Source organism: Saccharopolyspora sp. NFXS83 (assembly GCF_026241095.1).
Taxonomy (GTDB): Bacteria; Actinomycetota; Actinomycetes; order Mycobacteriales; family Pseudonocardiaceae; genus Saccharopolyspora_C.
The window spans coordinates 1-26,666 of the sequence record NZ_JAPFGB010000030.1 but is presented as its reverse complement, the minus strand read 5'-3'; the positions used below and the strand labels follow the sequence as shown (position 1 = coordinate 26,666).

The 26,666-nt window shown below is 70.2% G+C and carries 27 protein-coding genes; 17 read left to right on the top strand and 10 right to left on the bottom strand.

The window, feature by feature from the left end; all coding sequences use genetic code 11:
• Positions 1 to 566 precede the first annotated feature (566 nt).
• The gene (locus OOZ19_RS25225; protein ID WP_184482521.1) at positions 567 to 905 is read left to right on the top strand and encodes a hypothetical protein; all 339 of its coding nucleotides are present in this window, start codon (positions 567 to 569) and stop codon (positions 903 to 905) included.
• A 67-nt stretch (positions 906 to 972) separates the two neighbouring features.
• On the opposite strand, the gene OOZ19_RS25220 is transcribed toward OOZ19_RS25225, so the two are convergent.
• The 4 genes from OOZ19_RS25220 to upp form a co-directional block, all read right to left on the bottom strand.
• Positions 973 to 2,115: a glycosyltransferase family 2 protein gene (locus OOZ19_RS25220; RefSeq protein WP_266092637.1), complete on the bottom strand. Its 1,143-nt coding sequence runs from the start codon at positions 2,113 to 2,115 to the stop codon at positions 973 to 975.
• 133 nt (positions 2,116 to 2,248) lie between these two features.
• Positions 2,249 to 2,629 (bottom strand): type II toxin-antitoxin system death-on-curing family toxin, encoded by a 381-nt coding sequence (locus tag OOZ19_RS25215; RefSeq protein ID WP_266092636.1) that lies wholly within the window; start codon positions 2,627 to 2,629, stop codon positions 2,249 to 2,251.
• Between the two features lie 14 nt (positions 2,630 to 2,643).
• The gene (locus OOZ19_RS25210) at positions 2,644 to 2,850 is read right to left on the bottom strand and encodes a type II toxin-antitoxin system VapB family antitoxin (RefSeq protein ID WP_184482531.1); all 207 of its coding nucleotides are present in this window, start codon (positions 2,848 to 2,850) and stop codon (positions 2,644 to 2,646) included.
• Between the two features lie 75 nt (positions 2,851 to 2,925).
• Positions 2,926 to 3,549, bottom strand: a complete 624-nt coding sequence (upp, locus tag OOZ19_RS25205; protein ID WP_184482534.1) for a uracil phosphoribosyltransferase — start codon at positions 3,547 to 3,549, stop codon at positions 2,926 to 2,928.
• 250 nt (positions 3,550 to 3,799) lie between these two features.
• Between upp and OOZ19_RS25200 the strand changes: the two genes are divergently transcribed.
• The 4 genes from OOZ19_RS25200 to OOZ19_RS25185 all read left to right on the top strand — a co-directional run bounded on the left by OOZ19_RS25200 (position 3,800) and on the right by OOZ19_RS25185 (position 8,425).
• On the top strand, positions 3,800 to 4,933 hold the full coding sequence (locus tag OOZ19_RS25200) for a glutathione-independent formaldehyde dehydrogenase (RefSeq protein ID WP_266092635.1): 1,134 nt from the start codon (positions 3,800 to 3,802) through the stop codon (positions 4,931 to 4,933).
• 111 nt (positions 4,934 to 5,044) lie between these two features.
• Entirely contained in the window at positions 5,045 to 6,037 is a 993-nt protein-coding gene (gene deoC, locus OOZ19_RS25195; protein ID WP_266092634.1) for a deoxyribose-phosphate aldolase, read from the top strand.
• Positions 6,034 to 7,467, top strand: a complete 1,434-nt coding sequence (locus OOZ19_RS25190; RefSeq protein ID WP_266092633.1) for an aldehyde dehydrogenase family protein — start codon at positions 6,034 to 6,036, stop codon at positions 7,465 to 7,467. The genes deoC and OOZ19_RS25190 overlap by 4 nt, the downstream gene beginning before the upstream one ends.
• 109 nt (positions 7,468 to 7,576) lie before the next feature.
• Complete coding sequence (locus OOZ19_RS25185; protein ID WP_266092683.1) at positions 7,577 to 8,425, top strand: aldehyde dehydrogenase family protein; 849 nt, start codon at positions 7,577 to 7,579, stop codon at positions 8,423 to 8,425.
• A gap of 185 nt (positions 8,426 to 8,610) precedes the next feature.
• Here OOZ19_RS25185 and OOZ19_RS25180 read toward each other — a convergent pair whose 3' ends face one another.
• The gene (locus OOZ19_RS25180; RefSeq protein WP_266092632.1) at positions 8,611 to 9,162 is read right to left on the bottom strand and encodes an SMI1/KNR4 family protein; all 552 of its coding nucleotides are present in this window, start codon (positions 9,160 to 9,162) and stop codon (positions 8,611 to 8,613) included.
• A 238-nt stretch (positions 9,163 to 9,400) separates the two neighbouring features.
• On the opposite strand from OOZ19_RS25180, the gene OOZ19_RS25175 reads away from it, so the two are divergent.
• Complete coding sequence (locus OOZ19_RS25175; RefSeq protein ID WP_266092631.1) at positions 9,401 to 10,627, top strand: SatS C-terminal domain-containing protein; 1,227 nt, start codon at positions 9,401 to 9,403, stop codon at positions 10,625 to 10,627.
• Between the two features lie 66 nt (positions 10,628 to 10,693).
• Here OOZ19_RS25175 and OOZ19_RS25170 read toward each other — a convergent pair whose 3' ends face one another.
• Positions 10,694 to 11,782 carry an adenosine deaminase gene (locus OOZ19_RS25170; protein WP_266092630.1) on the bottom strand — a complete coding sequence of 363 codons (1,089 nt, stop codon included), beginning with the start codon at positions 11,780 to 11,782 and terminating at the stop codon, positions 10,694 to 10,696.
• Positions 11,783 to 12,069: 287 nt separating this feature from the next.
• Between OOZ19_RS25170 and OOZ19_RS25165 the strand changes: the two genes are divergently transcribed.
• On the top strand, positions 12,070 to 13,275 hold the full coding sequence (locus OOZ19_RS25165; protein ID WP_184482597.1) for a hypothetical protein: 1,206 nt from the start codon (positions 12,070 to 12,072) through the stop codon (positions 13,273 to 13,275).
• A 241-nt stretch (positions 13,276 to 13,516) separates the two neighbouring features.
• Here OOZ19_RS25165 and OOZ19_RS25160 read toward each other — a convergent pair whose 3' ends face one another.
• Together OOZ19_RS25160 and OOZ19_RS25155 are read right to left on the bottom strand one after the other, a co-directional pair.
• A complete protein-coding gene (locus OOZ19_RS25160) occupies positions 13,517 to 14,797 on the bottom strand; it encodes a thymidine phosphorylase (RefSeq protein ID WP_416309498.1) in 1,281 nt (426 codons plus the stop codon).
• A gap of 103 nt (positions 14,798 to 14,900) precedes the next feature.
• A complete protein-coding gene (locus OOZ19_RS25155) occupies positions 14,901 to 15,278 on the bottom strand; it encodes a cytidine deaminase (RefSeq protein WP_266092629.1) in 378 nt (125 codons plus the stop codon).
• Between the two features lie 438 nt (positions 15,279 to 15,716).
• Between OOZ19_RS25155 and sdhC the strand changes: the two genes are divergently transcribed.
• From sdhC to OOZ19_RS25120, 7 genes are all read left to right on the top strand, one after another.
• Positions 15,717 to 16,154: a succinate dehydrogenase, cytochrome b556 subunit gene (gene sdhC / locus OOZ19_RS25150; RefSeq protein WP_184482603.1), complete on the top strand. Its 438-nt coding sequence runs from the start codon at positions 15,717 to 15,719 to the stop codon at positions 16,152 to 16,154.
• Positions 16,155 to 16,157: 3 nt separating this feature from the next.
• A complete protein-coding gene (locus OOZ19_RS25145; RefSeq protein WP_184482606.1) occupies positions 16,158 to 16,577 on the top strand; it encodes a succinate dehydrogenase hydrophobic membrane anchor subunit in 420 nt (139 codons plus the stop codon).
• A 68-nt stretch (positions 16,578 to 16,645) separates the two neighbouring features.
• Complete coding sequence (gene sdhA, locus OOZ19_RS25140; RefSeq protein WP_266092628.1) at positions 16,646 to 18,436, top strand: succinate dehydrogenase flavoprotein subunit; 1,791 nt, start codon at positions 16,646 to 16,648, stop codon at positions 18,434 to 18,436.
• Positions 18,436 to 19,224, top strand: coding sequence for a succinate dehydrogenase iron-sulfur subunit (locus tag OOZ19_RS25135; protein ID WP_266092627.1), 789 nt, complete (start codon positions 18,436 to 18,438; stop codon positions 19,222 to 19,224). Before sdhA ends, OOZ19_RS25135 begins: the two co-directional genes overlap by 1 nt.
• A 93-nt stretch (positions 19,225 to 19,317) precedes the next feature.
• Positions 19,318 to 19,770, top strand: coding sequence for a hypothetical protein (locus OOZ19_RS25130; RefSeq protein ID WP_266092626.1), 453 nt, complete (start codon positions 19,318 to 19,320; stop codon positions 19,768 to 19,770).
• Positions 19,767 to 21,092 (top strand): KGGVGR-motif variant AAA ATPase, encoded by a 1,326-nt coding sequence (locus tag OOZ19_RS25125; RefSeq protein WP_266092625.1) that lies wholly within the window; start codon positions 19,767 to 19,769, stop codon positions 21,090 to 21,092. Before OOZ19_RS25130 ends, OOZ19_RS25125 begins: the two co-directional genes overlap by 4 nt.
• Positions 21,089 to 22,555, top strand: a complete 1,467-nt coding sequence (locus tag OOZ19_RS25120; RefSeq protein WP_266092624.1) for a hypothetical protein — start codon at positions 21,089 to 21,091, stop codon at positions 22,553 to 22,555. Before OOZ19_RS25125 ends, OOZ19_RS25120 begins: the two co-directional genes overlap by 4 nt.
• Positions 22,556 to 22,600: 45 nt before the next feature.
• On the opposite strand, the gene OOZ19_RS25115 is transcribed toward OOZ19_RS25120, so the two are convergent.
• Positions 22,601 to 23,449, bottom strand: a complete 849-nt coding sequence (locus tag OOZ19_RS25115; RefSeq protein WP_266092623.1) for a helix-turn-helix transcriptional regulator — start codon at positions 23,447 to 23,449, stop codon at positions 22,601 to 22,603.
• A 100-nt stretch (positions 23,450 to 23,549) separates the two neighbouring features.
• Between OOZ19_RS25115 and OOZ19_RS25110 the strand changes: the two genes are divergently transcribed.
• Complete coding sequence (locus OOZ19_RS25110) at positions 23,550 to 24,314, top strand: SDR family oxidoreductase (RefSeq protein ID WP_266092622.1); 765 nt, start codon at positions 23,550 to 23,552, stop codon at positions 24,312 to 24,314.
• Positions 24,315 to 24,337: 23 nt separating this feature from the next.
• Positions 24,338 to 24,556 (top strand): tautomerase family protein, encoded by a 219-nt coding sequence (locus tag OOZ19_RS25105; protein ID WP_266092621.1) that lies wholly within the window; start codon positions 24,338 to 24,340, stop codon positions 24,554 to 24,556.
• A gap of 15 nt (positions 24,557 to 24,571) precedes the next feature.
• Here OOZ19_RS25105 and OOZ19_RS25100 read toward each other — a convergent pair whose 3' ends face one another.
• The gene (locus OOZ19_RS25100; RefSeq protein WP_266092620.1) at positions 24,572 to 24,799 is read right to left on the bottom strand and encodes an SCO4848 family membrane protein; all 228 of its coding nucleotides are present in this window, start codon (positions 24,797 to 24,799) and stop codon (positions 24,572 to 24,574) included.
• Positions 24,800 to 25,170: 371 nt separating this feature from the next.
• On the opposite strand from OOZ19_RS25100, the gene OOZ19_RS25095 reads away from it, so the two are divergent.
• On the top strand, positions 25,171 to 26,364 hold the full coding sequence (locus tag OOZ19_RS25095) for a D-alanyl-D-alanine carboxypeptidase family protein (RefSeq protein WP_266092619.1): 1,194 nt from the start codon (positions 25,171 to 25,173) through the stop codon (positions 26,362 to 26,364).
• Positions 26,365 to 26,666 lie beyond the last annotated feature (302 nt).

Here is a 26,666-nt window from a genome sequence, read left to right as displayed (position 1 = left end):
TACGCGCACGGAAACGAAGGCGCCGAAGGTGCTGTGCGCGCCATCACGACGATCAACACGGGACCGCCCTGGACGCAGGCCGCCGAGCCGCTCCGCCTGTCCGGCCAACCCGATTCGGCGGGCCTGTCCGCGTGCCGGGGACCGGGCGCCGCGGTCGCGGCGGGATGGGCTCCCTGACGTCCGGACGCCGGAATTCCGATCTTGCGCTCGACCATCGGGCCGCCCGTGCGATCTCCGCCCAGGCGAGGGCACGCGCGTGGATTTTCCCCCAGCAGAGCCGAAACCGCCCCTGTTGATCTTGATCGAAGATCACCCGGTAAGGTGATCAAGGTCGCCGGGACGCGCACCCGCGCGGCGAACGGGACGCCCTGGATGACGGCCCGCCTTCCCTCAACTGTCGTGTCGAGTTCAGGGCGTCCCCCCGAAGCGAACACCCCGGATCCGAGCCAACCGGCGCCGCGGCCCACGACCGCGCCCGCTGCTCGCCGAAACCTGCTCTGACGCGGGACAACCGCTTACCATACCGACATTCGACCAGGTCACCGGCTACGCGTTACCCTTTCACGGTGAGTGAGGAAACGATCGAACTCGAACTCGACGACTCCGGCGTCTCCGTTGATCTTCCGAAGCCCGCCCACCCGCGGGACCAGGTCCACGGAGTGCCTTACCGGCCGGTCGAGTTCCGCGACGACGATCTGCCGACCGCATTGGAACGGTCCGCCCGCTGGCTGCGCGAAGCACAGTCCTGGTTGGGCGAGCCCGTAGATGTCATCGCAGTCCACTTGGACTACGACGACCGCAAAGGTGCGCCGTACTACGAATTGAAGTTGCTCTGCAACGAAGAAGACCTGGCCGGCGCGCCACTCGCCCTCCGCAAGCATGAAACGGATCACGTCGAAGACTGATCGCTGACGTCATCCGCCCACCGTGTGGCCCGTTCCTCCGGGAGCGGGCCACACCCCGGGAAGCCGCTCAGCTCCTGCTGCGGCGCCCCTTCCACGACACGGTTCCCCGCAGCACGCGCACCGCACCGTCGAGCAGCACCCCGCCGAACAGCGCTCCGGTGAACGGGGCCAGCGGCGCCAGCTTCGGCTCGGCCCGCATGTAGCGCGCGGTGTGCGCGTGCGCGACGCCCTGCGCCATCCAGCCGAGCGCGCCGAGCGCCGCCAGCAGCGGCCGTCGGCGGCGAGCCCCGACCGCGAGGGCGGCGGGCGCCGCCAGCGACAGCGCGATCTGCCCGAGGCCGCCTCCCAGCAGCACCGGCACCGATTGCCGGGTGCCCGCCACGAAGCTCTTCCGGAACGACGCCCAGCCCTGCGAGAACGGGTCCATGCCGGTGGTCGTGACGTGATCGAGCCCGTCCACCATGCGGGTCACGCCGCCGTGGTCTCGGACCGACGTGGCGATCGCGATGTCCTCGTTGCGCAGCGCGGCCAGCGAGCTCCAGCCGCCGACCTTCTCGTAGTGCGAGCGGCGCAGCAGGATGCAGTGCCCGATCGCGAACGCCTTGCTCCCGCGGCCGTCCGGGGCGGCGTTCTCCCCGATCATCTGCAGTCCCGGCGGCATCAGCAGCGGCCAGGCCGCCGAGCGGTCGGCCGGGGGCCCGCCGGGCGTGGAGACCAGGTCGGCGTCGACCGCGTCGGCGGTGGCCAGCAGTCGCGACAGCAGGTCGGGGGCGAGCACGGTGTCCGCGTCGACGAACAGCAGCCACTCCCCGGCTCCGGGCGGCCCGGCGGCTTCGACGCCGACGTGCATGGCGTGCACCTTGCCCGCCCAGCCGGGCGGCGGACCGTCGACCCGCACGACCCGCACCCGGTCGTCGACCGCCGCGTGGGTGCGGGCGATGTCGCCGGTGCCGTCGGTGGAGCCGTCGTCGACCAGCACCACGCGCAGCGCGGACGCATCGCCGTCTCCGTAGGTCTGCGAGCGGATTCCGCGCAGGCAGTCGTCGAGCACCGCGGACTCGTTGCGGGCGGGGACGACGACGGTGACCACGGCCGGGATGACGCTGCTGGGCGGTGCCTCGTGCAGCGGTACGAGCGAACGGACCTGGCGCACCGTGCGGACGCTGCGATAGCAAGCCCCCGCGACCGCGCCACCGAGCAGGGCGGTCACGACGGCGGTTCTACGTGGAGCCACCACCCCAGCCTGCCACGAAACGGGCGAAACACCCGAGATCGCGCACGCGAACACCTCGGTAACTTCGCGAGTCCGGCCGCGGTCCCGCTCCCGCGACCGGTGGCGGAGATCAGTCCTTGGGTTTGGCGGAACGTTCCAGGAAGTCCGCGACCTCGGCGATCTCCCGCTGGTCCCGGCCGACCTCACGGACCAGGGTGAGCGCTTCGTCCTCGTCGGCCTCGATCCACCAGCCGTTGACGTCGCACATCGCGACCGCGGCGATCCAGCCGAGGCGCCAGTTGCCCTCCGACAGCGGCCGGGTGCGCACCAGGGAGTCCAGCAGGGCAGCCGACTTCAGCCACAACGTCTCGTAGGCGGGCACTCCGAGCACTTCGGCGCGCGGCCGGTACGCCGCCGAATCGAGCAGGCCGCTGTCCCGCACGACCAGGTCACCTCGCGTGACGGCGGTCGCGAGCAGCAGCAGATCGGAAGCGTCGAGGTATACGAGCACCGATCAATAATCGATCATGCGGGTCCGAGTTTGTCCAGCAATCCCCGGTAATGCGGCAGCACCCGCTGCATCACTTCGCCGAGCTGCTGGTCCTTGCACTGCCGGGCCCACCGCTCGGCGAGCGCGGAGCGCACGATCTCCTGCTTCGAGCGACCCTCGGCGGCGGCGAGCTCCGCCAACCGATCGCTCTCCTCGTCGGTCAGCCGCAGTGTCATCGCCATGGCCCGGATGGTATCTCGCTGATACCACCCGGACCAAGGTGTCGTCCTGCCCCTTTTCCCAGCGTGGGAGTGGTGCTACACGGCGCCGTACTCGCGGTCCCCCGCGTCGCCGAGGCCCGGCACGATGAAGCCGGATTCGTTGAGGCGCTCGTCGACGCTGGCCGTCACGACCCGCAGCGGCAGCCCGGATTCCTCCAGGTGCTGGATCCCTTCCGGCGCGGCGAGGGTGCAGATCGCGGTGACGTCGGTGGCGCCGCGCTCGACCAACAGGTGGATCGTGTGCAGCATCGAGCCGCCGGTGGCCAGCATCGGATCCAGCACCAGCACCGGAAGCCCGGAGAGGTCCTTCGGCAGCGACTCCAGGTACGGCGTCGGCAGCAGCGTCTCCTCGTCGCGGGCGAGCCCGACGAAGCCCATCTGCGCCTCCGGGATCAGCCGGTGCGCCTGGTCGGCCATGCCGAGCCCGGCGCGCAGCACGGGCACCAGCAGCGGCGGGTTCGCCAGCCGGTAACCGGTGGTGCGGGCGACCGGCGTGTGGATCGGCGCTTCGGCGACTTCGGCGTCGCGGGTCGCCTCGTAGATCAGCATGAGGGTGAGTTCTTGCAGCGCTGCCCGGAAGGCGGCGTTCTCCGTGCGCGCGTCGCGCATGGTCGACAGCCTCGACTTCGCCAGCGGGTGGTCCACGACCCGAACGTCCATGGCCGAGCACACTAACCGGCTCCGGTCCGGCCCCGAGCAACGGCGACCACCCGATGTGCCCCACGTCCCGCCGAGCCGTCCGCACCCTCGCGGCAGCGTTCCGGTCTTCTCCCGCCGACGACGGATGCCCACTCGAACGAGTGACAGTAGGAGCGCGCGTGCCGGGTAGTCCGGAAGCGATGCGCATACCGGCACGTGCGCGTCGGCCCGGCAGCATGCCGGGAACCGGTACCCGGCGGAGGTGTTTCCCATGAAGGCAGTGGTCTACCGAGAGCCGTTCGCAGTCGCCGTCGACGAAGTCGACCGTCCGAAGATCGAGCACCCCAACGACGTCATCGTGCGCGTCACCTCGACCGCGATTTGCGGTTCCGACCTGCACATGTACGAAGGCCGCACCGCCGCCGAACCCGGCATCGTGTTCGGGCACGAGAACCTCGGGATCATCGACGAGGTCGGTGCCGGGGTCGTCGGCCTCAACCGCGGCGACCGCGTGGTGATGCCGTTCAACGTCGCCTGCGGCTTCTGCATGAACTGCATGGCGGGCGACACGGCGTTCTGCCTCACCGTCAACCCCGGCTTCGCGGGTGGCGCCTACGGCTACGTGGCGATGGGGCCCTACACCGGCGGGCAGGCCGAGTACCTGCGGGTGCCGTTCGCCGACTTCAACTGCCTGGTGCTGCCGCCGGACTCCAGCAAGGAGACCGACTACGTGCTGCTGGCCGACATCTTCCCCACCGGCTACCACGGTTGCGAACTCGCCCAGGTGTCGCCGGGCGAGACCTGCGTGGTCTACGGCGCGGGGCCCGTCGGGTTGATGGCCGCGTACTCGGCGCTGCTGCGCGGCGCCTCCCGCGTGTTCTGCGTCGACCGGATCCCGGAGCGGCTGGCGAAGGCCGAGCAGATCGGCGCCGTCCCGATCGACTTCAGCGCGGGCGACCCGGTCGAGCAGATCAAGGACCGCACCGAGGGGATCGGCACCGACAAGGGCATCGACGCCGTCGGCTACCAGGCGCAGACCGGCGACGCGTCCGGCGAGGAACCGGCCGTGGTGCTCAACTCGCTGATCCACACCGTGCGGGCCACCGGCAGGCTCGGCGTGCCGGGCCTGTACGTGCCCGCCGATCCCGGCGGACCGGACGCGAACGCCAAGCAGGGCATGTTGCTGGTGGCGATCGGGAAGATGTTCGAGAAGGGCCAGGTCATCGGCACCGGGCAGTGCAACGTCAAGCGCTACAACCGGCAGCTGCGCGACATGATCACGGCGGGCCGGGCCGCGCCGAGCTTCGTGGTCTCCCACGAGCTGTCGCTGTCCGAGGCCCCCGACGCCTACACCAAGTTCGACCAGCGCATCGAGGGGTACACGAAGGTCGTCCTGCACCCGTGATCGCGCCGCCTCGCTCGGGTGGCCGCGCGGCGGGCCCACAGCGGCTCGCGGGAGCGCGATCACCCGAGCGAAGGCATCGAGGCCGGGCGGTCGCTGACTTAGACTGCGCGCATGGTCGAACCACTGCCGACGTCGTCGTCAGGCGAGCAGCACGCGGGCTCGTTGCCGCCTGAACTCGCCGAGGCCACCAGGGACGAGCGCTCGCTGCGGCGGTTCCTGCACGGGCTGCCCGGAGTGGACCAGGTGGGGCTGGAGCAGCGGGCCGCGGGCCTGGCCACCCGCAGCATCAAGAAGGACGCGAAGACCTGGGCGATCGACGCGGCGATCGGCATGGTCGACCTGACCACGTTGGAAGGCGCCGACACCGAGGGCAAGGTCCGCGCGCTGGCGGCGAAGGCGCGCCGCCCCGACGCCGACTACCCGGACGTCCCGCCGGTCGCCGCGGTGTGCGTCTACCCGGACCTGGCGGCGACGGCGGTCGAGGCGCTGGCCGGTTCCGGCGTGGGCGTCGCCTCCGTCGCGACCGCGTTCCCGTCCGGGCGGTCCTCCCGGCAGGTGAAGCTCAGCGAAGTGGAGCTCGCGGTCTCCGCGGGCGCGTCCGACGTGGACATGGTGATCGACCGGGGCGCGTTCCTGTCCGGCCGCTACGGCCAGGTCTTCGAAGAGATCCGGGCCGTGAAGGCGGCGTGCGGCTCGGCGCACCTGAAGGTCATTCTGGAGACCGGCGAGCTCGCCACCTGCGACAACGTGCGGCGGGCCTCGTGGCTGGCGCTGCTGGCCGGGGGCGACTTCATCAAGACCTCCACCGGCAAGGTCTCCCCCGCGGCGACGTTGCCGGTGACGACGCTGATGCTGCAGGCCGTGCGGGATTGGCGGGACCGCACCGGGCAGCTGCGCGGCGTGAAACCGGCGGGCGGCATCCGGACCACGAAGGACGCGATGCGCTACCTGGTCGCGGTGCACGAGGTGGCCGGGCCGGAGTGGCTGACCCCGGAACTGTTCCGCTTCGGCGCGTCGAGCCTGCTGGGGGATCTGCTGATGCAACGACGAACGCAACGCACCGGCCACTACTCGGCCGCGGACTACGTGGCGGTGGACGCATGAGCTTCTGGGAGTACGCGCCCGCGCCGGAATCGGCGGCCGTGGCGAATCTGCGCGACCGGTACCGGATGTTCGTCGGCGGCGAGTTCGTCGACGGCGCGGGCGATCCGCTCAAGACGATCAACCCGGCGACCGGGGAACCGCTCGCCGAAGTCGCCACCGCCGATCAGTCCGATGTGGACACCGCGGTTCGGGCGGCGCGGCGCGCCTTCGAGCGGACCTGGGGCCCGATGCCCGGCGCGGAACGCGCGAAGTACCTGTTCCGCATCGCCCGGCTCATCCAGGAACGCGGCCGGGAACTGGCCGTGCTGGAGACGCTGGACAACGGCAAGCCCATCAAGGAGGCCCGCGACACCGACATCCCCACGGCGGCGGCGCACTTCTTCCACCACGCGGGGTGGGCCGACAAGCTCGGGTACGCCGGGTACGGCCCCGATCCGCGACCGCTGGGCGTGGCCGCCGGGATCATCCCGTGGAACTTCCCGCTGCTGATGCTGGCCTGGAAGATCGCCCCGGCGCTGGCCTGCGGCAACACCGTCGTGCTCAAGCCCGCCGAGACCACGCCGCTGACGGCGCTGGTGTTCGGCGAGCTGTGCCAGGAGGCCGGGCTGCCACCGGGCGTGGTGAACATCCTGCCCGGCGCCGGTGACGTGGGAGCCCGGCTCGTCGCGCACCAGGACGTGGACAAGGTCGCGTTCACCGGTTCCACCGCGGTGGGCAAGGAGATCCAGCGCACCCTCGCGGGCACCGGCTCGAAGCTCACGCTGGAGCTCGGCGGCAAGGCCGCGAACATCGTGTTCGACGACGCGCCGCTGGACCAGGCGGTCGAGGGCGTCGTCAACGGCATCTTCTTCAACCAGGGCCAGGTGTGCTGCGCCGGATCGCGGTTGCTGGTGCAGGAATCCGTCGCGGAGGAACTGCTCGGCAAGCTGCGCGCCCGGATGGAGACCTTGCGGGTGGGCGATCCGCTGGACAAGAACACCGATGTCGGCGCCATCAACTCCGCCGAGCAGCTCGCCCGCATCACCGAGCTCGTCGCAGCCGGGGAGGCCGAGGGCGCGTCGCGCTGGAGCAGCTCGTGCCCGCTGCCGGAACGGGGTTTCTTCTTCTCCCCCACCGTCTTCGGCGAGGTGCAGCAGTCGATGCGCATCGCGCGGGAGGAGATCTTCGGCCCGGTGCTGTCGGTGCTGACCTTCCGCACCCCGGACGAGGCGATCAGCAAGGCCAACAACACCCCGTACGGCCTGTCCGCGGGCGTGTGGACGGAGAAGGGCTCCCGCATCCTGTGGGCAGCGCAGCAGCTGCGCGCCGGCGTGGTGTGGGCCAACACGTTCAACCGGTTCGACCCGACCGCCCCGTTCGGCGGCTACCAGGAATCCGGGTTCGGCCGCGAAGGCGGTCGCGCAGGTCTGGAGGCATACCTTGACGTCTGAGCACAGCCCGCAGAACGGCCTCGCACCGGACGGCGGGACGGCGTCGGACGGTGGCGGCGCGTCCCGCGAACAGGGTTCGACGGGGCGGTCCCCGGCAGGTCGGGTCGCGGTGGCCAAGACCTGCAAGCTCTACGTCGGCGGCAAGTTCCCGCGTTCCGAGTCGGGCCGGGTGTACCCGGTGCGCGCCGCCGACGGTGCGCTGCTGGCGAACGCGGCGCTGGCCTCCCGCAAGGACGTGCGGGACGCGGTCGCCGCCGCGCGCAAGGCGTTCCCCGGCTGGTCCGGCGCCACCGCCTACAACCGCGGCCAGGTGCTGTTCCGCATCGCGGAGGTGATGGAGGGCCGCCGCGCGCAGTTCGGCGCCGAGGTCGCCGCCGCCGAGGGGATCGGCTTCGACGCGGCGTCGGCGGTGGTGGACGCGGCGATCGACCGGGTGGTGTGGTTCGCCGGCTGGACCGACAAGATCACCGGCGTGCTGGGCGCGGCGAATCCCGTGGCGGGGCCGTACTTCTCGTTCAGCGTGCCCGAGCCGACCGGGGTCGTCGGCGTCCTCGCACCGCAGGACTCCTCGCTGCTGGGGCTGGTCAGCGTGCTCGCTCCGGTGCTGGCGGCGGGCAACGCCGCCGTCGTCGTGACGAGCGCCGAGCGCCCGCTGCCCGCGATCGCGCTGTCCGAGGTGCTCGCGACCTCCGACGTGCCCGGCGGCGTGGTCAACCTGCTCACGGGCACGACCTCCGAGCTCGCGCCGCGGCTGGCGTCGCACGCCGACGTCAACGCCCTCGACCTCACCGGCGCCCCCGCCGAGCTGCGTCCGGAGCTGGAACGGGCCGCGGCGGGCACCGTCACGCGCGTGCTCCGCACCGGCCGCACCGAACCGGACTGGACCGCCTCCCCCGGCCTGGAACGCCTCCGCGCCTTCACCGAGCTCAAAACCGTCTGGCACCCCATCGGTACCTGACCCGATCGCTCGATCGTGCAAACCACCCTTGCGGTGAAATGCGTGACCGGTGGGGGCTCAGCGGTTTCCTCGAGAGGACCGCGAATTCGCTCGTGACGCAGCCACGTGCGCGATCGATCCCGCGGCGAGGAAACCGCTGAGGTTCCGCTACTCGACCGGTACGCGGACCACCGCGAGGGAATTCCTCAGCGGATCTGCCAGTCCAGCCTGCCGTCCTCGGTGACCGTCGGGTGGCTGTGCCCGGCGGAGGCCCCTTCGGTCAGCGACCGGTGCACGTCGGTGAGCATCGCCGAGATGCTGCGCCACTCCGGGCGCTGCACCTGCCCGGCCTCCTGCTCCCATTCCAGGACGCACCCGCGCAGCGGCCCCGGCCGCAGGTCCACCACCAGTTCGTCGGCGAACCCGTCCCCGGCGATGGGAATCCACGCCGGGTGGTAGCTCGACCCCGGCGCGCCCGCGTAGTAGTCGCACGCGGGCCGTTCCCACTGCGCCGCCCAGGTCTTGCGGTGCCCGCTCCACACTTCCCACGCGCGCTGCGCGCTGTAGGGCGTGTAGAACGGCGGCAGCACATCGGCGAGGACGTCACCGTCGGTGCCGCCACAGCTGGTCCACCACTCCCGCAGCTCCTCCGGCAACCGGATCTCGAATTCCGTTTCCAGCTCGGCGAAATCCGGCGGCGGCGAAGGCGGAAGCAGGGCCGCTGCGGTCACCGGCGCGTGCTCACCCAACCAAAGCACGATTCTCGTCCACAGCTCCGTGACATCCATTCGAACCATGATCGACGGGGCGACCGGAGGCCGGTACCGCCAACCGTGACCGCGCGCCGCTGCTCACCTCGGACGACCGCTCGAACCCATTCGGTTGCGACGGCTCTCGACAAGGTCGATACGGTAGGCAGCCCGACCGGACGGCAGGCGTGCGTCGGGCAACCCGTAGGCTTCGCGGACGTCTGGTTCGGCGACCGGAGGTAGGAAGATGGCGCAGGACATCGTCCCCATCGAACTGGGGCTCCCGCAAGGTGACGTGGTCACCCTGTGGGCACCGCGATGGCGTGAGGACGGCGAGGACTGGGAGGCCTTCCTCGGCCACGAGGAGGACCTCTACGCGTTCCCCGACGCCGCGAGGCTCGCCGCGTTCGTGCGCACCGCGCGCGAGCACGACCTCGACGATCACCCCGCCTGGTACGTGGTGCCCGCCCTGTCCGCGGTCGAGCTGAACCCGGACGAGGACCACCAGTTCGACCTGGTGGGCGTGCCCGAGCTGGTGGCCGACACACCGGACGTCTGGGCGATCAACGAGCTGCACGACATCGTGGAGATCGCGCGGTCGCTGGCCGACGTGTGCGAGCTGGACACGGTGCACGAGGTGCTCGACGCCGCGGACGGCTTCAGCCTGCTCGACCAGGGCACCCTGGTGTTCACCGGCAAGGACGGGCAGAAGCGCTGGTCCGAGCTGTGCGCCGTGGTCGCCGAGCGCTGGGACGAGCTGCTCGACGCGCTCGACTCCGTCGTGTGCACCCCCGAGGTACCCGCGGACGCCGTGGCCACCGCGGAGACCGAGCTCGCCGAGGCCCTGGAGCACGACGAGGCCGAGCAGACCGACTCCGAGTCCGATGTGGACCCGGTGGACGAGGATGCCGAGCCCGGCTTCTGGGGTGAGATCGGCATCGACCCGATCCGGATCATCACCGGCCAGGGCGAGTTCTACTCGCTGCGCTGCTACCTCGACGACGACCCGGTCTTCCTCGGTTCCGACGGGCGCATCGACGTGTTCGGCTCGCCCCGCGCGCTCGCCCGGTTCCTCGCCGAGAGCGACGCGCTGGAGGACAACGACCTGGCACGGGTCGCGACCTGGCCGCAGGTGACGCAACGGGCGACCGGCGGTGAGCTGGAGATCGAGGTCGACCCGGACAACAGCTACGTGCTCACCGGGCTGGACGACGACCTCGCCGCAGGCCCGTCCGAAGTGGACCCGAACCAGCTGGACCTGGCCGAGGAACTGCTGCTGGACGCGGCGACCTGGGCCGACGACAAGTCGGTGGACGAGGCGCTGCAGCCCTCGGAGCGGCTCGGCTGGCTGGTGTCGTTCGTGCTGCGCCCGAACCCGAACCGGCTGCCCCCGAGCCCGCCGTTCGACGCCGAGGTGGAGGTCTGGCGCGAGCTCGTGGCCCAGTTCGAGGACCAGCGCCTGCGCAAGCACTGACATCCCGACGTGACAACGGGCCGCCCGATCAGATCGGGCGGCCCGTTCCTCGTTCGCGCCCGGAGCTCACCCCACCAGGGTGGCGTAGCCGGGCTTGATCACGTCGTTGATGATCGCCAGGCGGTCGTCGAAGCCCAGGAACGAGGACTTCATCGCGTTCACCGTGAACCACTGCATGTCCGCCCAGCCGTAGCCGAACGTCTCGTGCAGCGCGGCGAACTCGCTGGACATCGTGCAGTGGCTCATCAGGCGGTTGTCGGTGTTCACCGTGACGCGGAACCGCAACCGGCTCAGCAGCCCGATCGGGTGCTCGGCGAGCGAGGCCGCGGCCCCGGTCTGCAGGTTCGACGACGGGCACATCTCCAGCGGGATGCGCCGGTCCCGCACGTAGGACGCCAGCCTGCCCAGGTGCACCTCGCCGTCCTCGTCGACCTTGATGTCGTCGACGATCCGCACGCCGTGCCCGAGCCGCTCCGCGCCGCAGTGCTGGATGGCCTCCCAGATGGAGGGCAGCCCGAATGCCTCACCGGCGTGCACGGTGAAGTGCGCGTTGCGCTGGCGCAGGTATTCGAAGGCGTCCAGGTTCCGGGTGGGCGGGAATCCGGCCTCCGGGCCCGCGATGTCGAACCCCACCACCTCGGCGTCGCGATAGCGCACCGCGAGTTCCGCGATTTCCGCGGAACGCGCGTTCTGCCGCATCGCGCAGAGCAAGGTTCCGATTCGGATAAGTTTCCCTTGCGATTCCGCACGGCGTTCCCCTTCGCGGAATCCCTCCTGCACGGATTCCACGATCTCCGGCAGGCTCAACCCGCCTTCCTGGAACAACTCCGGCGCGTAGCGGACCTCGGCGTAGACGACCCCATCGGCCGCCAGGTCCTCGGCACATTCGGCGGATACCCGGCGCAGCGCATCGGCGGTCTGCATCACCGCGACGGTGTGCGCGAACGTTTCCAGGTATCGCTCCAGCGAGCCGGAATCCGCCGCTTCCCGAAACCACGAACCGAGGGATTCCGCGTCCTGGTGCGGCAACCCCTCGTATCCGGCGTCAGCGGCCAGTTCGATCACGGTCTGCGGGCGGAGACCACCGTCGAGGTGGTCGTGCAGCAGGACTTTAGGGGCCAGTCGGATCGTGTCCAAGCTCACCGGTGTCGACATGGCACTACGTTACAACCCGGCCACGACCCCTCCGCGCGGGCGGCGAGGGCCGGAAAACCACCCGAATGCACGTCGCCCCAGAAGTCACCCGAATAGCCTAAGCGCAACCCAAGCGCCCTATTGACATACACGAACGCTGGGCTGAACGGCCTAGTTCCCGGCCATCATTCAGAGTGAAGCTTCACGATGCGCTAACTCAATGTATCCGGGGGTGGCTGGGAACGCGGGAAACGACTAGCTACGCTCCATTGGTCCTCCCCTGCCCCTCGACGAAGGACGTCCGAGCCGTGAACGAGAACATGTCCTTCGACCGCATGCGGAACATGCTCACGCGTGCGGCCGAAATCCGCGAGAGCGAGCAGCAGCAGATTTTCGACGCACTCGACGAGATCCACGCCCGGATGTCCCCGCTGGAATCGCTGGGTTCCGTCCGCAAGCGGCTGTCCGAACTCCCCGACCGCACCGAACTCGGCGTGCTGACCGAGCGGGTCGACGAAGCCCTCTCCAAGATCGACGCCCAGGACGGGGTCATCGGCGACGTCAAACTGGCCGTGGACGGCCTGTTCGACAAGCTCGCCAAGCCGTTCGCGCAGCTCGACGGCCGCCTCGACGGCGTCTCCGGACGCTTCGACGGCGTCGCCGGCCGGATGGACGGGTTGGAGGACAAGCTCGCGCACATCCACAAGCGCCTCGACGAGCTCGGCGGCCACCTCGACAAGCAGGACACCCGCCTGGAAGCCATCCCGGGTTCGGTGACCGGTCAGGTCCGCGAGCGCATCGACGGCCTGGAGACCAGCCTGCGCGGCCGGTTCGCCGAGATCGACGAGGGCGTCCACGAGCACCTCGACGGCACCCGCGAGTCCCTGCAGCGCGCGGTCACCGAGACCGGCAGCGGCGTGCAGGGCGCGCTCACCGAAGCCGTCACCGGCAGCCGCGACCAGCTGCAGACCGGCCTCGACGCGCTCGCCGAGCGCCCCGCGGTCGACCCGACCGAGAAGCTCGACAAGCTGGCCGAGCGCCTGGAGCAGCTCACCGAGCGGCTCGACCGCGTCTCCGGCCGGTTGGACAACGTCGAGGACAACGTGCACACCCGCATCGAGGCGGTCGAGCAGGGCGTCAGCACCCGGCTCGACACCGTCGAAGAGGGCGTCAAGTCCGGGCTCGGCGAGCTCGGCGGCACGCTGGCGCAGAACCTGTCGCAGATCAGCGGCACGCTCGCGTCGCGGCCGGACTCCGACGCGGTGGACACGATGGTCCGCCAGGCCAACGAGGAGACCGAGCGGCGCCACGCCGGTCAGCTCGACGAGGCCATGGCCACGTTCGCCGAGCTGATCCTCGGCGGCAGCGGCCCGTCCAGCCCGCCGCCGCCCACCACGCTGCCCCGCCAGCAGCGCGGTCGCGGTCGCTCGAAGAGCGCCAAGCGCGACGGCGACGCGAAGGCGCTGGGTTCGGACGACTCCTCCGACGAGGGTTACGCCGCCGAGAGCGCCTGACCCCGCAGCACCGACCAGGGCCGCGGTTCCCACCCGGGAACCGCGGCCCTGTCGCATGTCCGGCGCCGGATTTTTTCGGAGTGAACGGACCGTTCGTCCAACCGGATTGGACGAACGGTCCGTTCACCCACCCCGACGTCGTCAGAGGCGGCGGGGCGCGTGGTGCCGTTGCGGGTGACGGGACCGTTCGCCCGGTCTCGTTGGACGAACGGTCCGTTCACCCAGCCCGCGCCGCGGGGCGTCAGGGGCGGATCGTGTCGAGGATCAGCGGGGTGGCGGCGGGGGCTTCGGCGGTGATGGCGACGGCCTCGGCGAGCGCCTCGCGGGCGGCGGGGAGCTTGTCGGGGGTGTCGGTGTGGAGTTCGAGCAGCGGGGCGCCCTCGATGACCGGCTCCCCCGGTTTCGCCAGGCAGCGGATGCCTGCGGCGTGCTGCACGGCGTCCTCCTTGCGCGCCCGGCCCGCCCCCAGCCGCCAGGCGGCCAGCCCCACGGCATAAGCGTCCAAAGTGGACACTACGCCGGTCGCCGGGGCCGCGAACGTCTCCACGTGCGCGGCCGTGGGCAGTTCCGCGTCCGGGTCGCCGCCCTGGGCGCCGATCATCGAGCGCCAGGAGTCGTACGCCTTGCCCGAGGCCAGCACCTCCGCCGGATCCACGTCGGACAGGCCCGCGTGCGCGAGCATCTCCCGAGCCAGCGCCAGCGTCAGCTCCACGACGTCCGCCGGGCCGCCGCCCTGCAGCACCTCGAGGGACTCCGCGACCTCCAGCGCGTTGCCCACGGCGGCTCCCAGCGGCACCGACATGTCGGTGAGCAGCGCGCTCGTGCGGACGCCGTGCGCGGCGCCGATCGAGACGAGCTCGTCGGCCAGCGCCCGCGCCTGCTCCAAGTCCTTCATGAACGCGCCGGACCCGCACTTCACGTCGAGCACCAGGGATTCGGCGCCCTCCGCGATCTTCTTGCTCATGATGGAGCTGGCGATCAGGGGGATGGACTCGACGGTGCCGGTGACGTCGCGCAGCGCGTAGAGCTTGCGGTCCGCGGGCGCGATGCCTTCGGTGGCCGCGCACACCACGGCGCCGACCTCGGCGAGCTGAGCGCGGATCTCGGCCGCCGAGAGCCGGGCGCGCCAGCCGGGGATGGACTCCAGCTTGTCCAGCGTGCCGCCGGTGTGCCCGAGCCCGCGGCCGGACAGCTGCGGCACCGCCGCGCCGCAGGCCGCGACCAGCGGGGTCAGCGGCAAGGTGATCTTGTCCCCGACGCCGCCGGTGGAATGCTTGTCCACCGTGGAACGCGGGACGCCGCTGAGGTCGAGCCGTTCGCCGGAACCGATCATCGCCGCGGTCCAGCGGGCCGTCTCGGCGCGATCCATGCCGCGCAGCAGGATCGCCATCGCCAGGGCGGCCATCTGCTCCTCGGCCACCGCGCCGCGGGTGTAGGCGTCGACCACCCAGTCGATCTGCTCGTCGTCGAGCCGGTCGCCGTCCCGCTTCGCGCGGATCACGTCGATCACCGAGTGCGCCATCAGCCAGATCCCCTCACCGTCCCCGGGCCAGCGCCGGGTGCTGCTCCGATGAGATCACCTCGTGCCCGGACTTGTCGCCCGCGTCGAGAACCCGCCGCGAGCGTCAGAGCTCGAAGGCGTCCGGCAGGACATCGCGCATCGAGACGATGCCGCGCGGGGTGTCCATCAGGCAGTCCGGGCCGCCGAGCTCGTAGAGCAGCTGGCGGCACCGCCCGCACGGCATGAGCAGCTCGCCCTGGCCGCTGCGGCAGGCGACGGCGACGAACCGGCCGCCGCCGGTGAGCCGCAGCTGCCCGGCCATCGTGCACTCGGCGCACAGCGTCACCCCGTAGGACCCGTTCTCGACGTTGCAGCCGATGACCAGCCGCCCGTCGTCGCAGATCGCCGCCGAGCCCACCTGGAGCTTCGAGTAGGGGCAGTACGCCTTCGCCGCGGCCTCCACGGCCGCCGCCCGCAGCGCCTCCCAGTTGATCGTCTCCATGCCCGCTCCTGATCTCGTTCGCTCTCCGGATGAATGTCGCACTCATCCTCGCCGACCGGAGCGAGGACCCGGTTCCTCGCCGGTATTGGAAGCCGCCGGCGACGGGCTCGGTGTTTCCGCTAGGAATTGACCGACCCGATACGCGGCGCACGCCCGGTGATGTGGCTCTCGAAATTAAGGCTTGACGCTGCCGCTTGCGCATTGCCGCGGTGTCACGAGTTGATTTCTACATCGATCCACCAGGCTGGGGCCTTTGTCTGGTCGATCACACAGAGCACAGGCGAGTAGGCCGCAAGGATGGCGCGGGTCTAGCATCCGAGAAGTCCAGGCCCTAGTTCAGGTGGCCGGTGACGGGCGTACGAATGATGACGACTCGGACCGGTCGTCACGTTCCCGAACGGGCCGTCAGTCCACCAGCGACGTTGGAGGCCTTCCACCATGGCCAGCACCACCGCCTCCGCGGCGGAGGCCCCCCAGCGCGAGGGCAACCCTCGTGCCAAGGGATCCCTCTACCGCGGTGATTTGGGCATGTGGTCGTGGGTAGCGCACCGCATCACGGGCGTGCTCACATTCTTCTTCTTGTTCGTGCACGTGTTGGACACCGCTCTCGTGCGGGTATCGCCTGAGGCGTACGACACGGTCATCGAAACCTACAAAAGCCCGATCATGATCCTGTTCGAACTGGGTCTGCTCGCGGCGGTGCTGTTCCACGCGTTCAACGGCATCCGCGTCATGCTGGTCGACTTCTGGGCGAACGGACCGAAATACCAGAAGCCGATGCTCTGGACCGTTCTGGTGTTGTGGCTGGTGCTCATCGTTCCCGCCGCCATCAGCATGCTCACGCGCGCCGTCACGGAACTGTTCGGGGGGCACTGACCCATGACCACCATCGACGCTCCGCTGTCGGTCGACAAGCCGCGTTCCCCGCACCGCCCGGCCGCCCGCCGCAGCAACTTCGAGCTCTACAGCTGGCTGTTCATGCGCCTGTCGGGCGTGCTGCTGCTGTTCTTGGTCCTCGGACACATGCTGATCATGCTGTTCCTGGACGGCGGGGTGCACCGGATCAACTTCGCGTTCGTCGCGGGCCGCTGGGCTTCGCCGTTCTGGCAGTTCTGGGACCTGACGATGCTGTGGCTGGCCGGCCTGCACGGCGGCAACGGGCTGCGCACCGTGATCAACGACTACTCCCGCAAGGACGCCACCCGGTTCTGGCTGAAGATGCTGCTGTACGTCTCGGTCCTGCTCACGGTCGGTCTGGGCACCTTCGTGCTCTTCACCTTCGACCCGAACATCGGCTGACGACACAGCGCAGGCTTCGAGGCCCCGCAGTGAGCGGACGGCCTCGCCAGCGGCCCTAGGAGGCGACCATGCAACATCACAAGTACGACGTGGTCATCGTCGGCGCCGGCGGCGCCGGGATGCGCGCGGCGATCGAGTCGGGCCAGCGGGCCCGCACCGCCGTGCTGACGAAGCTCTACCCCACGCGCTCCCACACCGGCGCGGCCCAGGGCGGCATGTGCGCCGCGCTGGCCAACGTCGAAGAGGACAACTGGGAGTGGCACACCTTCGACACCATCAAGGGCGGCGACTACCTCGTCGACCAGGACGCCGCCGAGGTCATGGCCAAGGAGGCCATCGACTCGGTGCTCGACCTGGAGAAGATGGGGCTGCCGTTCAACCGGACGCCCGAAGGCAAGATCGACCAGCGCCGGTTCGGCGGGCACACCCGTGACCACGGCAAGTCCCCGGTCCGCCGGGCCTGCTACGCCGCGGACCGCACCGGCCACATGATCCTGCAGACGCTGTACCAGAACTGCATCAAGCACGGCGTCGAGTTCTTCAACGAGTTCTACGTCCTCGACGTCACCATGAGCGAGGACGAGAACGGCGAGCAGGTCTGCACGGGCGCCGTCGCCTACGAGCTCGCCACCGGCGAGATCCACGTCTTCGAGGCGAAGTCCGTCGTGTTCGCCACCGGCGGTTTCGGCAAGGTCTTCAAGACGACGTCCAACGCGCACACCCTCACCGGTGACGGCATGGGCATCATCTACCGCAAGGGCCTGCCGCTGGAGGACATGGAGTTCTACCAGTTCCACCCGACCGGCCTGGCCGGGCTGGGCATCCTCATCTCGGAGGCGGTCCGGGGCGAGGGCGGCATCCTGCGCAACGCCGACGGCGAGCGGTTCATGGAGCGCTACGCCCCGACGATCAAGGACTTGGCGCCGCGCGACATCGTCGCCCGCTCCATGGCCCTGGAAGTGCTGGAAGGCCGCGGCGCCGGTCCGAACAAGGACTACGTGCTGCTCGACGTCACGCACCTCGGCGCGGACGTGCTGGAGCAGAAGCTGCCGGACATCACCGAGTTCTCCCGCACCTACCTGGGCGTGGAGCCGACCACCGAGCCGGTGCCGGTGTACCCGACCGCGCACTACGCGATGGGCGGCATCCCCACCAACATCGTCGGTGAGGTGCTCAAGGACAACGAGACCACCATTCCCGGCCTGTACGCCGCCGGCGAGTGCGCGTGCGTCTCGGTGCACGGTTCGAACCGCCTGGGCACGAACTCGCTGCTGGACATCAACGTGTTCGGCCGCCGCGCCGGCATCGCCGCCGCGGACTACGCCAACACCCACGAGCACGTGGAGCTTCCGGAGGAGCCCGCGAAGCTCGTCGAGGGCATGGTCGAGCACCTGCGCACCGCGCACGGCGGGGAGCGGGTCGCCACGATCCGCACCGAGCTGCAGGAGACGATGGACGCCAACGCCTCGGTGTACCGCACCGAGGAGACCTTGAAGCAGGCGCTCTCGGACGTGCAGGCGCTCAAGGAGCGCTACGGCCGGATCGCGGTGCACGACAAGGGCAAGCGGTTCAACTCGGACCTGCTGGAGGCCATCGAGCTCGGCTTCCTGCTGGACCTCGCGGAGTCGCTGGTGAACGCCGCGCTGGCGCGCAAGGAGTCCCGCGGCGGGCACGCCCGCGAGGACTACACCGCCCGCGACGACACGAACTTCATGCGCCACAGCATGTCGTACAAGCAGCTGCCCGACGCCGAGGATCCGAACGCGCCACTGGGACTCACCGGCTTCCAGTCCGACATCCGGTTGGACTACAAGCCCGTCGTCGTGACCCGGTACCAGCCGATGGAGCGTAAGTACTGATGACCGCAACCGTCACGAACTCCGAACAGACCGCGGACCTGCCTTCGGACGCACCGCCGATCCCCGAGGGCGCGACCATGGTCACGGTCCGCATCCAGCGGTTCAACCCCGAGGTCGACGAGGACCTGCACTGGGAGTCCTTCCGGATCCCGGCGCTGCCCAGTGACCGCGTGCTGAACCTGCTGCACTACATCAAGTGGTACGTCGACGGCTCGCTGACGTTCCGCCGGTCGTGCGCGCACGGTGTCTGCGGCTCGGACGCGATGCGCATCAACGGCGTCAACCGGCTGGCGTGCAAGGTCCTCATGAAGGACCTGTTCGCCAAGAACGGCGAGACGACGATCAGCGTCGAGCCCATCAAGGGCCTGCCGGTGCACAAGGACCTGCTGGTCGACATGGAGCCGTTCTTCGAGGCGTACCGGGCGATCAAGCCGTACCTGGTCACCTCGGGCAACGAGCCGACCCGCGAGCGCACCCAGTCCGTCGCGGAGCGCGCGCGCTTCGACGACACCACCAAGTGCATCCTGTGCGCGGCGTGCACCACGTCGTGCCCGGTGTACTGGTCGGATGGCTCCTACTTCGGGCCCGCCGCGATCGTCAACGCGCACCGGTTCATCTTCGACAGCCGCGACGAGGCCTCCGAAGAGCGCCTGGACATCCTCAACGACGTGGACGGCGTGTGGCGCTGCCGCACCACGTTCAACTGCACGGACGCCTGCCCGCGTGGCATCCAGGTCACCAAGGCGATCCAAGAGGTCAAGCGAGCCTTGATGTTCCGCCGCCGCTGACCCGCGGCACTACGACGGCGCCCGCTTCCACCGGAGGCGGGCGCCGTTTCGCCTCCAAGTGAAACCACTCTGCGTGACGACCATGCGTATGCTGTGATCGTGCTCGAGCCACCGGACACCACCCGCTTCGCGGACGCGGCAGATCGTCATTACCGGGATGCCCAGCTGTTGCGGGAGGAACAACGGTTCGCGAACGCCGATCACCTCGCCGGCGTCGCGGCCGAATGTGCGTTGAAGGCGATCCTCGTCGGGCACCTCGGTGGTGTCGTCCGCAGGGGAAGACCAACGCATCCACAGCACTCGGACTCCCGTTACGGCCACTTACCGGGTTTGTGGCGGGAATTGGGATTGATCTCCTCCGGGCGGACCGGCAGCACCTTCCACCAAGTGATCACCGGGACCAATCCCTTCCTGCGCTGGGATGTCGCTGAGCGCTATTCGGACGGCTCGCACATCGACGCCCGCCGCGCTGATACCCACCTCGATGAGGCGCGGAAGATACTCTCGTTCCACCAACAGGCGCAGATCTACGGAGCACTCCCGTGACGACGATCCGCTTCGACGAAGCGTGGGCGAACGCGTGCCAGGTCGCCGAGAACACGTCGATGTCCGGCCTCGACACCGTGCTGATCCGAGACCTCACCGGGCGCCTCACGCTGGTGCTCGACGACACCGGCGGCGAGGAGATCCCGGCCGGCCTGGAGGACGAGATCCGGATCGCGGCTGGGCCTTTCGGCTCCCGGCCTCCGGTGCTGCGCGCGTCCGAGCTGTTCGTTCCGGAGGCAGTGCTGACCTCCCCTGACCTGATCGTTCGGCACGCCCGGGACCGCGATACCGGCTCCGGTCGGTTCGCCGTGCTCGAACGAACCGTGGTCGGCGCCGACTGGGCACGCCCGAGCCTGACACCGCCACTTCGCCGAATCACCCTTTACGCCTTCAAAGGCGGTGTCGGCCGCTCGACCGCGACCTTCATGCTGGCGAAGAGCCTCGCTGAGCGGGGGCTGTGCGTCCTGGTCGCGGACCTGGACCTGGAATCACCCGGTGTCGGCGAACTTCTGCAACAACCGGACAACCGTTCCGCGCACGGGCTCGTCGACCACCTCGTGGAATCCGCAGTGGGCAACGAGGCCGGGCTCGACCTGGTCAGCCGCAGCGAAGTGATCAGGCCGCCCGGCAACGGCGAAGTGTGGTTGCTGGCCGCCGACGGCCGGGAACCCGGGGGCGTGTACCAGCGCGACTACCTGGCCAAGCTCAACCGGGTGTACGCCGAGCTCCCCGACGCCGACAACGGTGCGCCGCGCACCTTGGCCGACCGCCTCGAATCCGCGCTCAGCGCGGCCGAACGGCAGGTCGCCGAGCGCAGCCGGGAACCGGACGTGGTCCTCCTGGACAGCCGGGCCGGAGTGCACGACATCGCTGCGATCGCGATCACGCGGCTCAGCAGCCTGAGCCTGCTGTTCGCGAACGACAACCCGCACACCTGGGCCGGGTACCGGATGCTGTTCGACCAGTGGCGTCAGCTCCCGGCAGAGCTCCGCGACGACATCCGCAAACGGTTGCGGATGGTTGCGGCCATGGTTCCGTCAGCGTCGGCGCCGGAACGGCTGGAACGCTTCCAAGACCACGCCCAGCAGTGCTTCGCGGAGACCTTGTACGACGACGCGTACCCGGATGACGAAGGTGCGTTCAACTACGGTCCCGATGATCGGGATGCTCCGCATTTCCCGCTCCCGATCTTGTTCAGCAACGATCTCATCGGGGTCGACCACGCCGGAGCCCCGGACTGGCACGATCAACCGTTCGTCAAGGCCGCCTACGAGCGGTTCCTCCGCGAAGCAGGCGACCTCGCCGTGGAAGAGCAGGCATGAGCCTCACCCCTCACCAGTACCGGGAACTCCTGGCGGCAATTCCCTCCACAGTGGACGCAGACACCAGTCCGATCGATCCGCGCACGCTGTTCACCCCATCCAGCCACCGCCTGTCGCTGGATCCGGACGTGACCATCGTCAGGGGCGGGCGCGGAGTCGGGAAGTCGGTGTGGTTCCAAGCGTTGCAGAAGGACCAGCTGCGCGAACTGGCGGCCGAGGAGTACCGCCTCCCCCAGCTGCGCCGGATCGTTCCCCACCCCGGGCACGGGGCGGCACTGCTGCCTGCCCGATACCCGGACGCGGACACCATCCGGGCGATGCTCGATCGCGGAGCAGAACCGAGGGACATCTGGTACGCGGTCGTCTTGCAAGCACTGGAGGTGCCGGAGGTCCGAGCTCTCCCGAAGTGGTCGGCACGGGTGGAATGGGTGCGGGACAACCCGGAGGACAGAGCGGGAGCGCTCGCCCGCGCCGATGAAGAAGCCGAGCGTGCGGGCCGCACCGAGCTGGTCATGTTCGACGCGTTGGAGCGGACCCACCAGGAGCGGTCGCAAGCAGACCGCCTCGCCACCGCGATCCTGCGGGTCGCACTGGAACTCCGGATGATGACGCGGCACCTGCGGGCGAAGGTCTTCATCCGGCCCGACATGCTGAACAACCTCTCGCTCAACTTCGCCGACTCCTCGAAACTCATCTCGAACGCGGCCGAGCTCACGTGGACCCGGTCCAACCTGTACGGGCTGTTCTTCCACCAGCTGGGCAATGCGGAAAGCGACCACGCCGAGGTGTTTCGGTCCTCCACCGGCCGCTGGCGAGAATCCCAGCACCGCTACGTGGCGCCCGACGCGCTGACCGGCGACCGCGAGAGGCAGAACGCGACCTTCATAGCGATCGCAGGGCCGTACATGGGGCAGAACCACAGGAAGGGCCACACCTACACCTGGCTGCCCAACCACCTCGCAGATGGCACCGACCAGATCAGCCCACGCAGCTTCCTGGAAGCGTTGCGCCGCGCGGGGGAGAGCTCGGGCGCTCAACACGCCGGATATGAGCACGCCCTGCACTGGGACGCGATCAAAAAAGGCGTGCAGGCCGCGTCCGAGACGCGGGTAGGGGAATTGACCGAGGACATCAGGTGGGTTCCTGTGACGATCAAGCCGCTGGCGGGAAAGCAGGTCCCCATCTCGCAGGCCGACGTCGCCGCGCGCTGGGGCGAAGTGGACCTCCCGAAGCTCCTTGACGAGCACCAGCGGGCCCAGTCCAGCGAGCAGGGGCGCCAGGAAACGAAGCAACAGGTTTCGGCCGGTCCCCGCAACCACCGTGCGGAGAGCTTGGTCGAAGAGCTGATCGAGCTGGGCGTGATGAAACGGCGCACTAGCGGGATGCTTGACCTGCCGGACATCTACCGCATCACGTTCGACCTCGGCCGCAAGGGCGGAGTTCCACGGGTCCGGCCGAACTGACGACGTCCCGAACCGCTCTCCGGGCCGGACACGATCGTGCCCCGGTCACTGGGCGTCGGTGAAGCGTTCGTGGCCGACGACGCCCAGGAGTTCCAGCTTGGCGTGGCCCTCGGTTCCCGGGGCGGCGGTGAGCACGAGCAGCGCCTGGGACTGGTCCTCGGTGAACAGGACCTGGCAGTCCAGCTCGATCGCGCCGAGCTCGGGGTGCAGCAGCGTCTTGTGGTCGGCGAAGCGCTTCGCGACCTCGTGGCGCTGCCACAGCTCGGCGAACTCCGCGCTCTCCCTGTGCAACGCCCGCACCAGGTCGCCGGCGGCGGAGGCGTCGCCCATCATCCCGTAGCTGGTGCGCAGGTTCGCGACCTGCGCGCGGCTCTGCCGGGCCCGGTCGTCCTCCGGGTACATCCGGCGCTCGTGCTCCGGGGCGGTGAACCAGCGGTAGATCTCGCTGCGGGACAGCCCGGTGTAGCCGGAGCGGTCGCCGAGCAGGGCGACCGCCAACCGGTTCTGCACCAGCGTCTCCCCCAGCGCGGACAGGATCAGCGCCGGAGTGTCGTCGAGCCGGTCCAGCACCCGCAGCAGCGCGGGCGCCACGTGCGTCGCAGCGACCACCGACGTCGGGGCGTTGTGCCCGGCCACGCGGAACAGGTAGTCCCGCTCGTCGTCGGTCAGCCGCAACGCCCTGGCCAGCGCGGTGAGCAGCTGCGCGCTGGGGTGCGGGCCGCGGCGCTGCTCCAGCCGGGTGTAGTAGTCCGTGGACATCCCCGCCAGCGACGCCACCTCCTCCCGCCGCAACCCCGGAGTGCGCCTGCGCGCACCCGGTGGCAGGCCGACGTCGGCGGGGCGCAACGCCGCCCGGCGGCGGGACAGGAAAGTGGCGAGCTCGGCGCGGTCCATGCCACCAGCATGGCCCCGGCCGACGGCGCCGACCAGGGACCGCGGATCCCCCGATGACCGGTCTCTGCACGTGGCACCGCCGCCCGCTGAGACTCGTGGCATGCACATCAGCGGCAACACCATCTTCATCCCCGGCGCCAGCAGCGGCATCGGCCTCGCCCTCGCGTTGCGCCTCCAGGCCAAGGGCAACACAGTGATCATCGGCGGTCGCCGCGAGGAACTGCTCGCGCGGATCGCCGCCGAGAACCCCGGCATCGACACCGCGGCGATCGACACCACCGACCCGGCGAGCATCCGCGACGCGTCCGCAGCGGTGCTGGCGCGGCACCCCGGCCTCAACGTGCTCGTCCCGATGGCCGGGATCATGCGCGTCGAGGACTGGCACGCGCCCGCCGGTTTCCTCGACTCGGCCGAAGACGTCATCGCCACCAACGTGCTCGGCCCGATCCGGCTCATCGCCGAGTTCATCGAGCACCTGCGGACGCGGCCGGACGCCACCATCCTCACCGTGTCCTCCGGGCTCGCGTTCACCCCGCTGCGCGCCACGCCCAGCTACAACGCGTCGAAGGCCGCGATCCACATGCTCACCGAATCGCTGCGGCTGCAGCTGGCGGACACCAGCGTGCGAGTGCAGGAGCTCGCACCACCGGCCGTGCGCACCGAACTGCTGCCCGGCCACCAGGAGAGCCCGCACGCGATGCCGCTCGACGAATTCGCCGACGAGGTCGTCGCGCTGCTCGAATCCCAGCCCGAAGCCCGCGAGGTCCTGGTCGAGCGGGTGAAGTTCCTCCGCTACGGGGAGGCGCGCGGCGACTACGACCAGGTGGTGGCCGCGCTCAACGCCGCCGACCCCCACGGCGAGTGATCCACGGACCGGAGGAGAAGACCATGCCGTTCGCGAACCTGAAGGTGCCCGCCGGATCGCTCGACGCCGAGCAGAAGGAACGGCTCGTGCACCGCGTCACCGACCTGTACGCCGAGATCTACGGCGAACGGGCCCGCGCCACCACCCTCGTGCTCGTGGAGGACGTCGCCGACGGCGGCTGGGGGGTCGGCGGGGACGTGCTGACGCTCGCCGCGCTGCGCGGCGAACCGCGGGCGGGCTGACCGCGCGCGAACCGTTCAGCCGCGGGTCGCGCGGAACGCCCGCCAGCCGAGCACGCCGATGGCGGTGCCGAGCACCAGCGACACCGCGGCGATCGCGAAGTGCACGTAGAGGAACGGCGTGGGCGCGCCCGCCTGCCAGGAGTTCTCGCTGATCCAGATGTTGCGGAAGAAGGTCGGCCACAACAACCAGGACCAGACGCCGAAAGCGAGCAGGAACAGGGCGGTACGGCGGGAGAACGTCACGCGGCCCAGTATCACCCTGCCCTGGTGGCAGGCTCGAGCGCCCCGGCCCGCAGGTGGGCCAGGTCTCCCGGCGCGGCCCGGTGGTCCGCCGGGCGGTGGCTCCGCCGGGGCGGCTCGTGATGATCTCCGCGGACCGGGGATCATCGCGCCGCCGCGTTCGCTAGCCTGAGCTCGTGCCCGTGAGAGCTCACCGCCCGGTCGCCCCGGTCCGCACAACCCCGTCTCAGCCGAGGAATCCGGCATTCCTGCCGAATGCCTCGGAAGCGGGATCGTTCGCGGATCGGCGCAGATCGCCTTCGGACCACCGGCCGAGCTCGACGGGCCTGCGGCTCGCCGTCGCGGGATGCGCCGCGCTCCTGCTGCTGGGGCCCGTGCCGCTGACCGCGACGGCCGCCCCCGCGGCACCGGGCGGCGGTTGCCCGAACGCCGCCGCGCCACCGGCGGCCGTGGACACCTCCGAGGTGCCGCCGCCGGGCGTGCCCGCCCCGGAACCGCTGCCGATCCCCGACGAACCCGTCGGCGGCCCGCGGCTCGCCGAATGCGGGGAAGTCCGGCCGCCCGGCGTTCCGCCCGCGCCGATCGACCCGGTCGCCGCCCAGTCCTGGGTGCTCGCCGACCTGGACACCGGGCAGGTCGTGGCGGCGCGCGATCCGCACGCGCGGCACCGACCTGCCTCCACGATCAAGGTGCTCACCGCGCTGGTGACGATCCGGGAACTCGCCCTGGACGACCGGATCATCGCCACCCAGGCCGACGCCGACCAGGAAGGCAGCCGGGTGGGGCTCGAACCCGGCGTCGTCTACACCGTGCGGCAGGTGCTGGCCGGGCTGATCATGCAGTCCGGCAACGACGCCGCGCACGCGCTCGCGATGAAGCTCGGCGGCGTCGAGGAGACCGTCCACAAGATGAACGCGCTCGCCGCCGAGATCGGCGCGCACGACACCCGCACCGCCACACCATCCGGTTTGGACGGTCCGGGCATGAGCACCTCCGCCTACGACCTGGCGCTGATCTTCCGGACCGCGATGCGCCACCCCGAGTTCGCGAGCGCCGAGGCGACCCGGGAGATCCAGCTGCCCGGCAAACCGGGTGAACCACCGATCCCGGTGGAGAGCGACAACGCCGTGCTGTGGAACTACCCGGGAGCGCTGGGCGGCAAGACCGGCTTCACCGACGACGCGCGGCACACCTTCATCGCCGCCGCCGAACGCGACGGCAGGCGGCTCGTCGCGGTGCTGATGCGCGGGGAGAACAAGCCCGTCAAGCAGTCCCAGCACACGATGCACCTGCTCGACTACGGGTTCTCGCTGCCGCGCGACGCCGCGGTGGGCGAGCTGGTGACCGAGCCGTCGCCGACGTCGGAGGCCGAGCACGAACCGGAACCGCAGGCCGCGGCCGACGTGGACGAACCGTCCTCCCCCATGTACGGCACCGTCGGCGGACCGCTGACCCTGCTCGCCGTCGCGGGCATCGTCGTCGCCGGCGCGTTCGCCGTGCTGCGCAGGCGCCGAGCCAAGCTCGCCGCCGCCCGCCGCGAGGCCGACCGCGCGACCGACCATCCCTGATCCTGCGCGTCCTGATCACTCGGACGGGCTAGGTAGTACTCGGGTAATCGCACGGCTTCGACCAGAAGCTAGACCCGGCATTCTCGTTTATAGGAGTTGGTGGCGGGCGGCCCGGATGACCTACGGACCGCCTCACGGTGCGACCCCGAACCGGCCACCCACTCCTGCCCCGTGCGGTGGACACCGCACGGGGCGCGGCTCCCCCGGCCCTGCCCCGAACCGGGCCGGGGGTCCGCACGTCTGCGGGGGTCGGGGTCTTTTTGCTTTGGGGGCGGGTGGCGGAACCTCAGCGGCTTCCTCGC

Coding starts and splice junctions, on each gene's coding strand:
- OOZ19_RS25210 (WP_184482531.1), bottom strand. CDS start 2,850: ATGGCGATGACACTGCGGCTGACCGACGAGGAGAGCGATCGGTTGGCG.
- upp (WP_184482534.1), bottom strand. CDS start 3,549: ATGGACGTTCGGGTCGTGGACCACCCGCTGGCGAAGTCGAGGCTGTCG.
- OOZ19_RS25200 (WP_266092635.1), top strand. CDS start 3,800: ATGAAGGCAGTGGTCTACCGAGAGCCGTTCGCAGTCGCCGTCGACGAA.
- deoC (WP_266092634.1), top strand. CDS start 5,045: ATGGTCGAACCACTGCCGACGTCGTCGTCAGGCGAGCAGCACGCGGGC.
- OOZ19_RS25190 (WP_266092633.1), top strand. CDS start 6,034: ATGAGCTTCTGGGAGTACGCGCCCGCGCCGGAATCGGCGGCCGTGGCG.
- OOZ19_RS25175 (WP_266092631.1), top strand. CDS start 9,401: ATGGCGCAGGACATCGTCCCCATCGAACTGGGGCTCCCGCAAGGTGAC.
- OOZ19_RS25170 (WP_266092630.1), bottom strand. CDS start 11,782: ATGTCGACACCGGTGAGCTTGGACACGATCCGACTGGCCCCTAAAGTC.
- OOZ19_RS25160 (WP_416309498.1), bottom strand. CDS start 14,797: ATGGCGCACTCGGTGATCGACGTGATCCGCGCGAAGCGGGACGGCGAC.
- OOZ19_RS25155 (WP_266092629.1), bottom strand. CDS start 15,278: ATGGAGACGATCAACTGGGAGGCGCTGCGGGCGGCGGCCGTGGAGGCC.
- sdhC (WP_184482603.1), top strand. CDS start 15,717: ATGGCCAGCACCACCGCCTCCGCGGCGGAGGCCCCCCAGCGCGAGGGC.
- OOZ19_RS25145 (WP_184482606.1), top strand. CDS start 16,158: ATGACCACCATCGACGCTCCGCTGTCGGTCGACAAGCCGCGTTCCCCG.
- sdhA (WP_266092628.1), top strand. CDS start 16,646: ATGCAACATCACAAGTACGACGTGGTCATCGTCGGCGCCGGCGGCGCC.
- OOZ19_RS25135 (WP_266092627.1), top strand. CDS start 18,436: ATGACCGCAACCGTCACGAACTCCGAACAGACCGCGGACCTGCCTTCG.
- OOZ19_RS25120 (WP_266092624.1), top strand. CDS start 21,089: ATGAGCCTCACCCCTCACCAGTACCGGGAACTCCTGGCGGCAATTCCC.
- OOZ19_RS25115 (WP_266092623.1), bottom strand. CDS start 23,449: ATGGACCGCGCCGAGCTCGCCACTTTCCTGTCCCGCCGCCGGGCGGCG.
- OOZ19_RS25110 (WP_266092622.1), top strand. CDS start 23,550: ATGCACATCAGCGGCAACACCATCTTCATCCCCGGCGCCAGCAGCGGC.
- OOZ19_RS25105 (WP_266092621.1), top strand. CDS start 24,338: ATGCCGTTCGCGAACCTGAAGGTGCCCGCCGGATCGCTCGACGCCGAG.